Here is a 15,402-nt window from a genome sequence, read left to right as displayed (position 1 = left end):
CCCAGGGAATAATAAGAACAGCATGTGGGCGTTATTCATGATAAGAAATGTGAAAAAACAAAGACCTGTTAATCTGGACCTACAGACCATCCGGTTCCCCATCACGGCGATAGCGTCCATTCTTCATCGCGTTTCCGGTGTGATTACGTTTGTTGCAGTGGGCATCCTGCTGTGGCTTCTGGGTACCAGCCTCTCTTCCCCTGAAGGTTTCGAGCAAGCTTCCGCCATTATGGGCAGCTTCTTCGTGAAATTTATCATGTGGGGCATCCTTACCGCTCTGGCATATCACGTCGTCGTAGGTATTCGCCACATGATGATGGATTTTGGCTATCTGGAAGAAACATTCGAAGCGGGTAAACGCTCTGCCAAAATCTCCTTTGTCATTACTGTCGTGCTTTCAATTCTTGCAGGAGTCCTCGTATGGTAAGCAACGCCTCCGCATTAGGACGCAATGGCGTACATGATTTCATCCTCGTTCGCGCTACTGCTATCGTCCTGACGCTTTACATCATTTATATGGTCGGTTTTTTTGCTATCAGTGGCGAACTGACATATGACGTCTGGATTGGTTTCTTTGCCTCTGCGTTCACTAAAGTCTTCACTCTGCTGGCACTGTTTTCCATTTTGATCCATGCCTGGATCGGCATGTGGCAGGTGTTGACCGACTACGTTAAACCGCTGGCCTTGCGCCTGATTCTGCAACTGGTGATTGTCGTTGCACTGGTGGTTTACGTGATTTATGGATTCGTTGTGGTGTGGGGTGTGTGATGAAATTGCCAGTCAGAGAATTTGATGCAGTTGTGATTGGTGCCGGAGGCGCAGGTATGCGCGCGGCGCTACAAATTTCCCAGAGCGGCCAGACCTGTGCGCTGCTCTCTAAAGTTTTCCCGACCCGTTCCCATACCGTGTCTGCGCAGGGCGGTATTACCGTTGCGCTGGGTAATACCCATGAAGATAACTGGGAATGGCATATGTACGACACCGTAAAAGGGTCGGACTATATCGGTGACCAGGACGCGATTGAATATATGTGTAAAACCGGGCCGGAAGCGATTCTGGAACTGGAACATATGGGCCTGCCGTTCTCGCGCCTTGATGATGGTCGTATCTATCAACGTCCGTTTGGCGGTCAGTCGAAAAACTTCGGCGGCGAGCAGGCGGCACGTACTGCGGCGGCTGCCGACCGTACTGGTCACGCATTGCTGCACACGCTTTATCAGCAGAACCTGAAAAACCACACCACTATTTTCTCCGAATGGTATGCGCTGGATCTGGTGAAAAACGCCGATGGCGCGGTGGTTGGTTGTACCGCACTGTGTATCGAAACTGGTGAAGTGGTTTACTTTAAAGCTCGCGCTACCGTGCTGGCGACTGGCGGGGCAGGGCGTATTTATCAGTCCACCACCAACGCCCACATTAACACTGGCGACGGCGTCGGCATGGCTATCCGTGCAGGCGTACCGGTACAGGATATGGAAATGTGGCAGTTCCACCCGACCGGTATTGCCGGTGCGGGCGTACTGGTCACCGAAGGTTGCCGTGGTGAAGGCGGTTATCTGCTGAACAAACATGGCGAACGCTTTATGGAGCGTTATGCGCCGAACGCCAAAGACCTGGCGGGCCGTGACGTGGTGGCGCGTTCCATCATGATCGAAATTCGTGAAGGTCGCGGCTGTGATGGCCCGTGGGGGCCACACGCAAAACTGAAACTCGACCACCTGGGTAAAGAAGTTCTTGAATCCCGTCTGCCGGGTATCCTTGAACTCTCCCGCACCTTCGCTCACGTTGATCCAGTGAAAGAGCCGATTCCGGTAATCCCAACCTGTCACTACATGATGGGCGGTATTCCGACTAAAGTGACCGGTCAGGCGCTGACCGTGAACGAGAAAGGTGAAGATGTGGTGATCCCAGGGCTGTTCGCGGTAGGTGAAATTGCCTGCGTATCCGTACACGGCGCCAACCGTCTGGGCGGCAACTCGCTGCTGGACCTGGTGGTATTTGGTCGTGCGGCGGGTCTGCATCTGCAAGAGTCTATTGCCGAGCAGGGCGTACTGCGCGATGCCAGCGAGTCTGATGTAGAAGCGTCTCTCAATCGCCTGAACCGCTGGAATAACAACCGTAACGGTGAAGATCCGGTGGCGATTCGTAAAGCGCTGCAAGAATGTATGCAGCATAACTTCTCGGTCTTCCGTGAAGGTGATGCGATGGCGAAAGGTCTTGAGCAGTTGAAAGTTATCCGCGAGCGTTTGAAAAATGCCCGCCTGGATGACACTTCCAGCGAGTTCAACACCCAGCGCGTTGAGTGCCTGGAACTGGATAACCTGATGGAAACGGCGTATGCAACGGCTGTTTCTGCCAACTTCCGTACCGAAAGCCGTGGCGCGCATAGCCGCTTCGACTTCCCGGATCGCGATGATGAAAACTGGCTGTGCCACTCCCTGTATCTGCCAGAGTCGGAATCCATGACGCGCCGAAGCGTCAACATGGAACCGAAACTGCGCCCGGCATTCCCGCCGAAGATTCGTACTTACTAATGCGGAGACAGGAAAATGAGACTCGAGTTTTCAATTTATCGCTATAACCCGGATGTTGATGATGCTCCGCGTATGCAGGATTACACCCTGGAAGCGGATGAAGGTCGCGACATGATGCTGCTGGATGCGCTTATCCAGTTGAAAGAGAAAGATCCCAGCCTGTCGTTCCGCCGCTCCTGCCGTGAAGGGGTATGTGGTTCCGACGGTCTGAACATGAACGGTAAGAATGGTCTGGCCTGTATTACCCCAATTTCGGCACTCAACCAGCCGGGTAAGAAAATTGTAATTCGCCCGTTACCTGGTTTACCGGTTGTCCGCGATTTGGTGGTAGACATGGGACAATTCTATGCGCAATATGAGAAAATCAAACCTTACCTGTTGAATAATGGGCAAAATCCGCCAGCTCGCGAGCATTTACAGATGCCAGAGCAGCGCGAAAAACTCGACGGGCTGTATGAATGTATTCTCTGCGCATGTTGTTCAACCTCTTGTCCGTCTTTCTGGTGGAATCCCGATAAGTTTATCGGCCCGGCAGGCTTGTTAGCGGCATATCGTTTCCTGATCGATAGCCGTGATACCGAGACTGACGAGCGCCTCGACGGTTTGAGTGATGCATTCAGTGTATTCCGCTGTCACAGCATCATGAACTGCGTCAGTGTATGTCCGAAAGGGCTGAACCCGACGCGCGCCATCGGCCATATCAAGTCGATGTTATTGCAGCGTAATGCATAAACCGTAGGTCTGATAAGACGCGTAAGCGTCGCATCAGGCAACCAGAGCCGGATGCGGCGTGAACGCCTTATCCGGCCTACAAGTCATTACCCGTAGGCCTGATAAGCGCAGCGCATCAGGCGTAACAAAGAAATGCAGGAAATCTTTAAAAACTGCCCCTGACACTAAGACAGTTTTTAAAGGTTCCTTAGCGGACGCAGAAAACACGACAAGTCCGCAACAAGTGAACCCCGGCACGCACATCTGATGTGAAATGTGCGTGGTAGTATCCACGGCGAAGTAAGCATAAAAAAGATGCTTAAGGGATCACGATGCAGAACAGCGCTTTGAAAGCCTGGTTGGACTCTTCTTACCTCTCTGGCGCAAACCAGAGCTGGATAGAACAGCTCTATGAAGACTTCTTAACCGATCCTGACTCGGTTGACGCTAACTGGCGTTCGACGTTCCAGCAGTTACCTGGTACGGGAGTCAAACCGGATCAATTCCACTCTCAAACGCGTGAATATTTCCGCCGCCTGGCGAAAGACGCTTCACGTTACTCTTCAACGATCTCCGACCCTGACACCAATGTGAAGCAGGTTAAAGTCCTGCAGCTCATTAACGCATACCGCTTCCGTGGTCACCAGCATGCGAATCTCGATCCGCTGGGACTGTGGCAGCAAGATAAAGTGGCCGATCTGGATCCTTCTTTCCACGATCTGACCGAAGCAGACTTCCAGGAGACCTTCAACGTCGGTTCATTTGCCAGCGGCAAAGAAACCATGAAACTTGGCGAACTGCTGGAAGCCCTCAAGCAAACCTACTGCGGCCCGATTGGCGCCGAGTATATGCACATTACCAGCACCGAAGAAAAACGCTGGATCCAACAGCGTATCGAGTCTGGTCGCGCGACTTTCAATAGCGAAGAGAAAAAACGCTTCTTAAGTGAACTGACCGCCGCTGAAGGTCTTGAACGTTACCTCGGCGCAAAATTCCCTGGCGCAAAACGCTTCTCGCTGGAAGGCGGTGACGCGTTAATCCCGATGCTTAAAGAGATGATCCGCCACGCTGGCAACAGCGGCACCCGCGAAGTGGTTCTCGGGATGGCGCACCGTGGTCGTCTGAACGTGCTGGTGAACGTGCTGGGTAAAAAACCGCAAGACTTGTTCGACGAGTTTGCCGGTAAACATAAAGAACACCTCGGCACGGGTGACGTGAAATACCACATGGGCTTCTCGTCTGACTTCCAGACCGATGGCGGCCTGGTGCACCTGGCGCTGGCGTTTAACCCGTCTCACCTTGAGATTGTAAGCCCGGTCGTTATCGGTTCTGTTCGTGCCCGTCTGGACAGACTTGATGAGCCGAGCAGCAACAAAGTGCTGCCAATCACCATCCACGGTGACGCCGCAGTGACCGGACAGGGCGTGGTTCAGGAAACCCTGAACATGTCGAAAGCGCGTGGTTATGAAGTTGGCGGTACAGTACGTATCGTTATCAACAACCAGGTTGGCTTCACCACCTCTAACCCGCTGGATGCCCGTTCAACGCCGTACTGTACTGATATCGGTAAGATGGTTCAGGCACCGATTTTCCACGTTAACGCGGACGATCCGGAAGCCGTTGCCTTTGTGACCCGTCTGGCGCTCGATTTCCGTAACACCTTTAAACGTGATGTCTTCATCGACCTGGTGTGCTACCGCCGTCACGGCCACAACGAAGCCGACGAGCCGAGCGCAACCCAGCCGCTGATGTATCAGAAAATCAAAAAACATCCGACACCGCGCAAAATCTACGCTGACAAGCTGGAGCAGGAAAAAGTGGCGACGCTGGAAGATGCCACCGAGATGGTTAACCTGTACCGCGATGCGCTGGATGCTGGCGATTGCGTGGTAGCAGAGTGGCGTCCGATGAACATGCACTCTTTCACCTGGTCGCCGTACCTCAACCACGAATGGGACGAAGAGTACCCGAACAAAGTTGAGATGAAGCGCCTGCAGGAACTGGCTAAACGCATCAGCACGGTGCCGGAAGCGGTTGAAATGCAGTCTCGCGTTGCCAAGATTTATGGCGATCGCCAGGCGATGGCAGCCGGTGAGAAACTGTTCGACTGGGGCGGCGCGGAAAACCTCGCTTACGCCACGCTGGTTGACGAAGGCATTCCGGTTCGCCTGTCGGGTGAAGACTCCGGTCGCGGTACCTTCTTCCACCGCCACGCGGTGATCCATAACCAGTCTAACGGTTCCACTTACACGCCGCTGCAACATATCCATAACGGCCAGGGCGCGTTTCGTGTCTGGGACTCCGTACTGTCTGAAGAAGCAGTGCTGGCGTTTGAATATGGTTATGCCACCGCAGAACCACGCACTCTGACCATCTGGGAAGCGCAGTTCGGTGACTTCGCCAACGGCGCACAGGTGGTTATCGACCAGTTCATCTCCTCTGGCGAACAGAAATGGGGCCGGATGTGTGGTCTGGTGATGTTGCTGCCGCACGGTTACGAAGGGCAGGGGCCGGAGCACTCCTCTGCGCGTCTGGAACGTTATCTGCAACTTTGTGCTGAGCAAAACATGCAGGTTTGCGTACCGTCTACCCCGGCACAGGTTTACCACATGCTGCGTCGTCAGGCACTGCGCGGGATGCGTCGTCCGCTGGTCGTGATGTCGCCGAAATCCCTGCTGCGTCATCCGCTGGCGGTTTCCAGCCTCGAAGAACTGGCGAACGGCACCTTCCTGCCAGCCATCGGTGAAATCGATGAGCTTGATCCGAAGGGCGTGAAGCGCGTGGTGATGTGTTCTGGTAAGGTTTATTACGACCTGTTGGAACAACGTCGTAAGAACAATCAACACGATGTCGCCATCGTGCGTATCGAGCAACTCTACCCGTTCCCGCATAAAGCGATGCAGGAAGTGTTGCAGCAGTTTGCTCACGTCAAGGATTTTGTCTGGTGCCAGGAAGAGCCGCTCAACCAGGGCGCATGGTACTGCAGCCAGCATCATTTCCGTGAAGTGATTCCGTTTGGGGCTTCTCTGCGTTATGCAGGCCGCCCGGCCTCCGCCTCTCCGGCGGTAGGGTATATGTCCGTTCACCAGAAACAGCAACAAGATCTGGTTAATGACGCGCTGAACGTCGAATAAATAAAGGATACACAATGAGTAGCGTAGATATTCTGGTCCCTGACCTGCCTGAATCCGTAGCCGATGCCACCGTCGCAACCTGGCATAAAAAACCCGGCGACGCAGTCGTACGTGATGAAGTGCTGGTAGAAATCGAAACTGACAAAGTGGTACTGGAAGTACCGGCATCAGCAGACGGCATTCTGGATGCGGTTCTGGAAGATGAAGGTACAACCGTAACGTCTCGTCAGATCCTCGGTCGCCTGCGTGAAGGCAACAGTGCTGGTAAAGAAACCAGCGCCAAATCTGAAGAGAAAGCATCGACTCCGGCACAACGCCAGCAGGCGTCTCTGGAAGAGCAAAACAACGATGCGTTAAGCCCGGCGATCCGTCGCCTGCTGGCTGAACACAACCTCGACGCCAGCGCCATTAAAGGCACCGGTGTGGGTGGTCGTCTGACCCGTGAAGATGTGGAAAAACATCTGGCGAAAGCGCCGGCGAAAGACGCTGCACCAGCAGCAGCCCCGGCGGCGCAACCGGCACTGGCAGCACGTAGCGAAAAACGTGTCCCGATGACTCGCCTGCGTAAGCGTGTGGCAGAGCGTCTGCTGGAAGCGAAAAACTCCACCGCCATGCTGACCACGTTCAACGAAGTCAACATGAAGCCGATTATGGATCTGCGTAAGCAGTACGGTGAAGCGTTTGAAAAACGTCACGGTATCCGTCTGGGCTTTATGTCCTTCTACGTGAAAGCGGTTGTTGAAGCCCTGAAACGTTATCCGGAAGTGAACGCGTCTATCGACGGCGATGATGTGGTTTACCACAACTATTTCGACGTCAGCATGGCGGTTTCTACGCCGCGCGGCCTGGTGACGCCGGTACTGCGTGATGTCGATACCCTCGGCATGGCAGACATCGAGAAGAAAATCAAAGAACTGGCCATTAAAGGCCGTGACGGCAAGCTGACGGTTGAAGATCTGACTGGTGGTAACTTCACCATCACCAACGGTGGTGTGTTCGGTTCCCTGATGTCTACGCCTATCATCAACCCGCCGCAGAGCGCAATTCTGGGTATGCACGCTATCAAAGATCGTCCGATGGCAGTGAATGGTCAGGTTGAGATCCTGCCGATGATGTACCTGGCGCTGTCCTACGATCACCGTCTGATCGATGGTCGCGAATCCGTGGGCTTCCTGGTAACGATCAAAGAGTTGCTGGAAGATCCGACGCGTCTGCTGCTGGACGTGTAGTAGTTTAAGTTTCACCTGCACTGTAGACCGGATAAGACATTATCGCCTTCTCCGGCATTTGAAGCCTGATGCGACGCTTAACGCGTCTTATCAGGCCTACGGGGACTACCGATGTAGGTCGGATAAGGCGCTTGCGCCGCATCCGACAATGCCCGGAAGCGATACGAAATATTCGGTCTACGGTTTAAAAGATAACGATTACTGAAGGATGGACAGAACACATGAACTTACATGAATATCAGGCAAAACAACTGTTTGCCCGCTATGGCTTACCAGCACCGGTGGGTTATGCCTGTACTACTCCGCGCGAAGCAGAAGAAGCCGCTTCAAAAATCGGTGCCGGTCCGTGGGTAGTGAAATGTCAGGTTCACGCTGGTGGCCGCAGTAAAGCGGGCGGTGTGAAAGTTGTAAACAGCAAAGAAGACATCCGTGCTTTTGCAGAAAACTGGCTGGGCAAGCGTCTGGTAACGTATCAAACAGATGCCAATGGCCAACCGGTTAACCAGATTCTGGTTGAAGCGGCGACCGATATCGCTAAAGAGCTGTATCTTGGTGCTGTTGTAGACCGTAGTTCCCGTCGCGTGGTCTTTATGGCCTCCACCGAAGGCGGCGTGGAAATCGAAAAAGTGGCGGAAGAAACTCCGCACCTGATCCACAAAGTTGCGCTTGATCCGCTGACTGGCCCGATGCCGTATCAGGGACGCGAGCTGGCGTTTAAACTGGGTCTGGAAGGTAAACTGGTTCAGCAGTTCACCAAAATCTTCATGGGTCTGGCGACCATTTTCCTGGAGCGCGATCTGGCGCTGATCGAAATCAACCCGCTGGTCATCACTAAACAGGGAGATCTGATTTGCCTCGACGGCAAACTGGGCGCTGACGGTAACGCACTGTTCCGCCAACCTGATCTGCGCGAAATGCGTGACCAGTCGCAGGAAGATCCGCGTGAAGCACAAGCTGCACAGTGGGAACTGAACTACGTTGCGCTGGACGGCAACATCGGTTGTATGGTTAACGGCGCAGGTCTGGCGATGGGCACCATGGACATCGTTAAACTGCACGGCGGCGAACCGGCTAACTTCCTGGACGTTGGCGGCGGCGCAACCAAAGAACGTGTAACCGAAGCATTCAAAATCATCCTCTCTGACGACAAAGTGAAAGCCGTTCTGGTTAACATCTTCGGCGGTATCGTTCGTTGCGACCTGATCGCTGACGGTATCATCGGCGCGGTAGCGGAAGTGGGTGTTAACGTACCGGTCGTGGTACGTCTGGAAGGTAACAACGCCGAACTCGGCGCGAAGAAACTGGCTGACAGCGGCCTGAATATTATTGCAGCAAAAGGTCTGACGGATGCAGCTCAGCAGGTTGTTGCCGCAGTGGAGGGGAAATAATGTCCATTTTAATTGATAAAAACACCAAGGTTATCTGCCAGGGCTTTACTGGTAGCCAGGGGACTTTCCACTCTGAACAAGCCATTGCATACGGTACCAAAATGGTTGGTGGCGTAACTCCAGGTAAAGGCGGCACCACCCACCTTGGCCTGCCTGTGTTCAACACCGTGCGTGAAGCTGTTGCTGCTACTGGCGCTACCGCTTCTGTTATCTACGTACCGGCTCCGTTCTGCAAAGACTCCATTCTGGAAGCTATTGATGCAGGTATCAAACTGATTATCACCATCACTGAAGGCATCCCGACGCTGGATATGCTGACCGTGAAAGTTAAACTGGACGAAGCAGGCGTACGCATGATCGGCCCGAACTGCCCGGGCGTAATCACTCCGGGTGAATGCAAAATCGGTATCCAGCCGGGCCACATTCACAAACCAGGTAAAGTGGGTATCGTTTCCCGTTCCGGTACGCTGACCTATGAAGCGGTTAAACAGACCACCGATTACGGCTTCGGTCAGTCGACCTGCGTCGGTATCGGCGGCGACCCGATCCCTGGCTCTAACTTTATCGACATCCTCGAAATGTTCGAAAAAGATCCGCAGACCGAAGCGATCGTGATGATCGGTGAGATCGGCGGTAGCGCTGAAGAAGAAGCAGCTGCGTACATCAAAGAGCACGTTACCAAGCCAGTTGTGGGTTACATCGCTGGTGTGACTGCGCCAAAAGGCAAACGTATGGGCCACGCAGGTGCCATCATCGCTGGTGGTAAAGGGACTGCGGATGAGAAATTCGCTGCTCTGGAAGCCGCAGGCGTGAAAACCGTTCGCAGTCTGGCGGATATCGGTGAAGCACTGAAAACTGTTCTGAAATAAATATCTGTAATAAGAAATAGCCCTCGCCGCTTCCCTCTACAGGAATGGCGAAGGGCTGTCGGTTTCGACATGGTTGGCCATCGTATGATGGCCTTTTTTATGCCTTAAATGTTAACCACGGTCGAAATCTGACCGCTGGCTGAATTAATCCGGCTTCTTGTTGGGCTTCGATAACCGGACCAATATCTTTATAAGCAGCTGGCGCTTCTTCAAGACGTCGTTCTTCGCGCAATGTGACGCATTGCCACGGCAACGTTGACTCTTCAGTCGCGCGTGAGCGCATGGTCTGCCGACGCTGGCTGCGTCCTGCTCCGTGACTGCATGACCACAGCCACTCCGGGTTGCCGCAACCTACCGCAAGCCACGAATAATCGCCCATTGAACCGGGGATTAACGCCAGATCGCCCGTGCGTGCCGGTGTTGCATTTTTGCGATGAATATTCATTTCATGCTCGCGAAGGATGATGTTATGCGGCACATCCACCACCAGATGTGAATCATCCTGATGGAATAAATCGGCAAAACATACGCGAACCATTTCCGCAATGGTCACGCGATTTAACCACGCGTAACGCGCCGCCATTCCCATAGCCTGCAGGTATTCCTCCGCCAGCTCACCGCCCAGAGCATATAATCCGCTTTGTGGATGTTTATGCCCGGCGGGCCAGGCTGCACGGGCGCGATCCATCCAGCGTCGTCCGACGTAAAATCCGACATCTCGCGATCCGCTATGGATCATCACCACGATATCGCCCATTTTCAGCCCTTGTTGCCAGGCCACATGGCGATCGACCACGCTATCAACCACCTGAAGTTCAATAAAATGATTACCTGAACCCGGCGTACCAAGACAAGGATCGCGGAGTAATGCGCGGTCCGTTGCCAGCAGGGCGGGTGGGGCATAACGCGAATGACTGTCATGCTCGTTCAGCCCAATGCATCGGTCAATTTCTTGCGCCATCCGGGGGATATTCGTGCGTGTCCAGAGACCCGCTGATGGCAAGGCCGACACACAATTTGCCGGTCCGCCATCAAAAAGCGCGGTGAACGCTCGTGCAGATAACGGAACATCGCGCTCATTTTGCAGTAACACTTGCGTTAACCGCTGAGTGATGACGTCTTTATGCGCTTCGGCTTGCGCAAGTGTTAATCCAGTCGTCAGCAGTCGCATGCCACAAGAAATATCGGTGCCGATGGCGGCGGGAATGATTAAATCCGGCGTTGAGGCCACCACTGCGCCAACGGGGACGCCATTGCCGGGGTGAAAATCTGGCGTCGCGCACGTCTGGCGTACATAACCTGGATGATCTGGTAGCTTCACTTCTGCAAAATCAAGCAGTTGTGTCACTGCTTTTTCTTCTAGCGGCAGTTCGTCCGGCAGCAGTACGCGGGCACTGGCACCTGATTGACGAGATAATGAAACAATATTGTTGGCGCGGGAAAGTTGGATCCCTTTGCGCAGAAAGGCTTTATCAAGCCTCGAAAGATGATGCATAACGCTGTCCTGAAATATAGACGTTAATCAACCCCCTGTATTGCGAGGGTAATTTTGTCTTTCCGGTCAGCAGCCAGCAAAAGGGAAAGAAAACGCGCGTAGTGTATTCAGCAATGACGATGAATACAAGATAAAAATGCCGATTGATAAAGGGGAGTGTTGTTATAAAGGAGGTGAGTTATCGACGCCAGATTGTAAAAATGAAAAATGATAATTACCAGAGTATATATTTTATAATTTATTTTTACGCCTGTTCTTACGGCGGTAACTATCCATTGCTTGCCGTTTTTTAATTATCAAAGCGGGAGTGAAATAAATGAATTATTGATGATAATACAACATGTTTTTATGACAAATAATGAAGATCTTATTTTAAATATCATCGTGTTATGCGCACTGCGTGGTGTCGGGTTACCTGGTGTTATGCTAATGTCTGGTTGTTATTAACGCATTTCTTAGATAATTAAATTATAGACATCTTGCAATCTCATCATATTCATATGTTCAAATGAGAAAATATTTTGCCAACAATATCACTTTTTCCAAAAGTTAAATTAAGCATATTGAAATCGCATACAAAGCGTTGGCAGTTTTTTTGAATTTACATTCAGGGTGAATATTCCAGAACAAATGAAATTCACCAAATGAATTGATAATGCGAAATCATAAACGGAGATTATATAAACCGTTTCTGTATTCCTTCGCTCATTTTTTTCTGGGCGATGACAGCATTTAATTTTATCCAGTAACAGGAGAAGATTCATGAGTAAGCCTTCAGACCCTCGTATTGATACCAGCCGCGTTATCCATGCGCCACAAGGAACTCAACTGCATTGTAAAAACTGGCAGATCGAAGCTGCCTATCGGATGTTGCAGAACAACCTTGATCCCGACGTAGCCGAAAATCCACAGCATCTGGTGGTATACGGTGGCATTGGCCGCGCGGCGCGTAACTGGGAATGTTTCGACCAGATCCTCGAATCACTAAAAAATCTCGAGCCTGATGAGTCGCTGTTGGTACAGTCCGGTAAACCCGTGGGCGTGTTTAAAACTCATACTGACGCGCCACGCGTGCTGATTGCCAACTCTAACCTGGTGCCGCAATGGGCCAACTGGGATCACTTCAATGAACTGGATCGCAAAGGTCTGTTCATGTACGGCCAGATGACCGCTGGCTCGTGGATCTACATCGGTAGTCAGGGCATTGTGCAGGGGACGTTCGAAACTTTTGTCGAAGCAGGTCGCCAGCACTACAACAATTCGCTAAGTGGAAAATGGATCCTGACCGCGGGGCTCGGTGGTATGGGCGGTGCACAACCGCTGGCGGCGACTCTGGCGGGGGCTTGTTCATTAAATATCGAGTGCCAGCAAAGTAGCATCGACTTCCGTCTGCGTACCCGTTATGTCGATAAACAAGCGAAAGATCTTGATGATGCACTGGCGCTGATTAAATACCACACCGAACGCAAAGAAGCCGTTTCTATCGCGCTGCTGGGCAATGCGGCGGAAATTGTTCCTGAGCTGGTGAAACGTGCGCATCAGGGAGCGATCAAACCGGATCTGGTGACCGACCAGACCTCCGCTCACGATCTGGTCTATGGTTACCTGCCAATGGGCTGGAGCGTAGAACAATGGCGTGCTGCACAGCAGGATCCACAACAGCACGCCAGACTGCAAAAAGAAGCGGCACAGAGTTGCGTGGCGCATGTTCAGGGGATGCTGGACTTCCAGGCGATGGGGATCCCGGTTGTCGATTATGGTAACAACATCCGCCAGGTGGCTTTCAACGAAGGTCTGCAAAATGCCTTCGATTTCCCGGGCTTCGTTCCTGCTTACATTCGTCCCATGTTTTGTGAAGGCAAAGGCCCGTTCCGTTGGGTGGCGCTGTCTGGTGACCCGGAAGATATCTATAAAACCGATGCCAAAATTAAAGAACTATTCCCCAATAACGTACTGACCCATCGCTGGCTGGATATGGCGCGTGAGCGTATCGCCTTCCAGGGGCTTCCATCACGTATTTGCTGGCTGGGGCTTGGTGAGCGTCACCTGGCGGGGCTGGCATTCAACGAAATGGTGCGCAACGGTGAACTAAAAGCACCGATTGTGATTGGTCGCGATCATCTTGATACCGGTTCTGTCGCCAGCCCGAACCGCGAAACTGAAAGCATGCTCGATGGCAGTGACGCGGTTTCTGACTGGCCGTTGCTCAATGGTCTGCTCAATACCGCTGGTGGAGCAACATGGGTGTCTCTGCATCATGGCGGCGGCGTCGGGATGGGGTATTCACAACACGCCGGGATGGTTATTGTTGCCGATGGTAGCGAAGAAGCCGAAAAACGTCTGGCGCGTGTGCTGGTGAATGACTGTGCTTCCGGGGTTATGCGTCACGCGGATGCGGGTTATGAAGCGGCAATTGAATGTGCCAAAAATTATGGTCTGAAATTGCCGATGATTCGCTAAATATTAACGCTGTTATTTAATATTTGCGCTAATACAGGCGGGAAGTCATCCGCCTGTATAACAATAATTATCAAAAATATTCATTACATCGTCGAAAGAAATATCTCTCGACCCTCTATTGCTGTTTCAAAAAATGACCTCTCATTTTGCAGGAGACTTTTTCATGGAATCAAGCAGCCCTATCCGCAGTAAAAAACCAGTATTAGAATCAAATACGATTAACGCCGTTCCTGAGTCCGCTCGCCACGGTGCGCCCTCCAGCCAGTTTACGTTGTGGCTAAGTGCTAACTTACAAATTACCGCCGTGGTGGACGGCGCGTTAGCGATTATTTTTGGCTCTGAAGCCATGTCAGCAATAATTGGTTTATTAATCGGTAATATTATTGGTGGCGCAGTTATGGCATTGCACTCGTCACAGGGGGCAAAGCTGGGATTACCACAGATGATCTCCAGTCGTATCCGCTTTGGCGTCAAAGGAGCGGCGCTACCGTTACTGATGGTGATTATTATGTATCTCGGGTTTGCTGCAACTGGAACGGTATTATCCGGTCAGGCGATTAACCGGATATTTGGTTTTGAGTCAGCATCGACCGGAATTATTATTTTCGGCATGCTTACCGCGATGATCGCATTGGTCGGTTATAAACTTATTCACGTCGTTGGCCGTGTTGCAGGGATATTAAGTATTCTGGGGTTTATTTACCTTGCCACTCAACTTAGCGGTCACTACGACGTGGCTGCGGCATTTGGTCAAAAGCCATTTAGCTTATCGGTGTTCTTATTAACGATTGCACTCTCAGCCGGATGGCAATTAACGTTTGCACCATACGCCTCTGATTATTCCCGCTATTTACCCTCTGATACACCAGCAAAATCAATCTTCTTTGCCACCTTTCTGGGAACCACGCTTGGCGCGCAATGCGCCATGACTTTTGGCGTTCTTGTTGCTGCTTGCGGTGCTAACTTCCTGAAAGATCAGGTTGGTTTTATGGGCGATTTAGCCGGGCCAACGTTTGCCATTCTGATTTATACGGTGATTGTTTGCGGCAAACTGACGGTTAACTGTTTGAATGCCTACGGCGGCTTTATGTCGATTCTGGCGACCGTCAGCGCCTTTAACAATCGCAGCCAGGTTTCACAGCGTGTTCGTGCTGCCTACGTTGTAGGGTTTGTGCTGTTGTCGATGGTCGTCGCGCTGGCGGCAAGCGCAGACTTTTTGAATAATTTCAAAAACTTCGTTCTGCTGCTGTTGACGGTATTTGTGCCGTGGAGCGCCATCAATCTCATCGACTACTACTTCATCTCACAAGGTAAAACCGATATTCCAGCACTTTATACCCCGGAGGGACGCTATGGCGCATATAACAAAACCGCGTTGGTTTGCTACGGAATTGGTGTGCTGGTGCAGATCCCCTTCCTGAATCAAAAACTGTATCAGGGACCCATTTCTGTACTGATGGGCGGGGCGGATATTTCCTGGATTATCGGCTTGTTAATGACTGCCGTTATTTATTACCCGTGGGCAAAACGTACTACCAGCGTTCCTGCCCAGACTATTTATCCCGAGTCGTAAAATGGAACC

Annotated in this window: 11 protein-coding genes; 10 read left to right on the top strand and 1 reads right to left on the bottom strand. The window is 52.1% G+C overall.

The genetic code is table 11. The features are described from left to right. Window positions 1-22: 22 nt before the first annotated feature. The 8 genes from sdhC to sucD all read left to right on the top strand — a co-directional run bounded on the left by sdhC (window position 23) and on the right by sucD (window position 9,865). A complete protein-coding gene (gene sdhC, locus FEK46_RS20250) occupies window positions 23-427 on the top strand; it encodes a succinate dehydrogenase cytochrome b556 subunit (RefSeq protein WP_165383175.1) in 405 nt (134 codons plus the stop codon). Then, complete coding sequence (sdhD, locus tag FEK46_RS20245) at window positions 421-768, top strand: succinate dehydrogenase membrane anchor subunit (protein WP_130209866.1); 348 nt, start codon at window positions 421-423, stop codon at window positions 766-768. Before sdhC ends, sdhD begins: the two co-directional genes overlap by 7 nt. Next, window positions 768-2,534, top strand: coding sequence for a succinate dehydrogenase flavoprotein subunit (sdhA, locus tag FEK46_RS20240; RefSeq protein ID WP_130259812.1), 1,767 nt, complete (start codon window positions 768-770; stop codon window positions 2,532-2,534). The genes sdhD and sdhA overlap by 1 nt, the downstream gene beginning before the upstream one ends. 15 nt (window positions 2,535-2,549) lie before the next feature. After that, window positions 2,550-3,266 (top strand): succinate dehydrogenase iron-sulfur subunit SdhB, encoded by a 717-nt coding sequence (gene sdhB, locus FEK46_RS20235; protein WP_064528883.1) that lies wholly within the window; start codon window positions 2,550-2,552, stop codon window positions 3,264-3,266. Between the two features lie 311 nt (window positions 3,267-3,577). Further along, the gene (gene sucA / locus FEK46_RS20230; RefSeq protein WP_001181473.1) at window positions 3,578-6,379 is read left to right on the top strand and encodes a 2-oxoglutarate dehydrogenase E1 component; all 2,802 of its coding nucleotides are present in this window, start codon (window positions 3,578-3,580) and stop codon (window positions 6,377-6,379) included. 14 nt (window positions 6,380-6,393) lie between these two features. Beyond that, the gene (odhB, locus tag FEK46_RS20225) at window positions 6,394-7,608 is read left to right on the top strand and encodes a 2-oxoglutarate dehydrogenase complex dihydrolipoyllysine-residue succinyltransferase (protein WP_135559926.1); all 1,215 of its coding nucleotides are present in this window, start codon (window positions 6,394-6,396) and stop codon (window positions 7,606-7,608) included. Between the two features lie 221 nt (window positions 7,609-7,829). After that, a complete protein-coding gene (sucC, locus tag FEK46_RS20220) occupies window positions 7,830-8,996 on the top strand; it encodes an ADP-forming succinate--CoA ligase subunit beta (protein WP_135559925.1) in 1,167 nt (388 codons plus the stop codon). Continuing rightward, entirely contained in the window at window positions 8,996-9,865 is an 870-nt protein-coding gene (sucD, locus tag FEK46_RS20215) for a succinate--CoA ligase subunit alpha (RefSeq protein ID WP_000025458.1), read from the top strand. The genes sucC and sucD overlap by 1 nt, the downstream gene beginning before the upstream one ends. Window positions 9,866-9,962: 97 nt before the next feature. Here sucD and FEK46_RS20210 read toward each other — a convergent pair whose 3' ends face one another. Further along, window positions 9,963-11,360 carry an RtcB family protein gene (locus FEK46_RS20210; RefSeq protein ID WP_135559924.1) on the bottom strand — a complete coding sequence of 466 codons (1,398 nt, stop codon included), beginning with the start codon at window positions 11,358-11,360 and terminating at the stop codon, window positions 9,963-9,965. A 762-nt stretch (window positions 11,361-12,122) separates the two neighbouring features. Here FEK46_RS20210 and hutU point away from each other — a divergent pair. After that, on the top strand, window positions 12,123-13,820 hold the full coding sequence (gene hutU, locus FEK46_RS20205; RefSeq protein WP_130214975.1) for a urocanate hydratase: 1,698 nt from the start codon (window positions 12,123-12,125) through the stop codon (window positions 13,818-13,820). A gap of 163 nt (window positions 13,821-13,983) precedes the next feature. After that, window positions 13,984-15,393, top strand: a complete 1,410-nt coding sequence (locus tag FEK46_RS20200) for a cytosine permease (protein WP_130214974.1) — start codon at window positions 13,984-13,986, stop codon at window positions 15,391-15,393. Window positions 15,394-15,402: the final 9 nt, after the last annotated feature.

It is taken from the genome of Escherichia sp. E4736, from assembly GCF_005781225.1.
In the GTDB taxonomy this organism is placed as follows: Bacteria; Pseudomonadota; Gammaproteobacteria; order Enterobacterales; family Enterobacteriaceae; genus Escherichia.
This window is presented reverse-complemented; position numbering and strand designations above follow the sequence as displayed.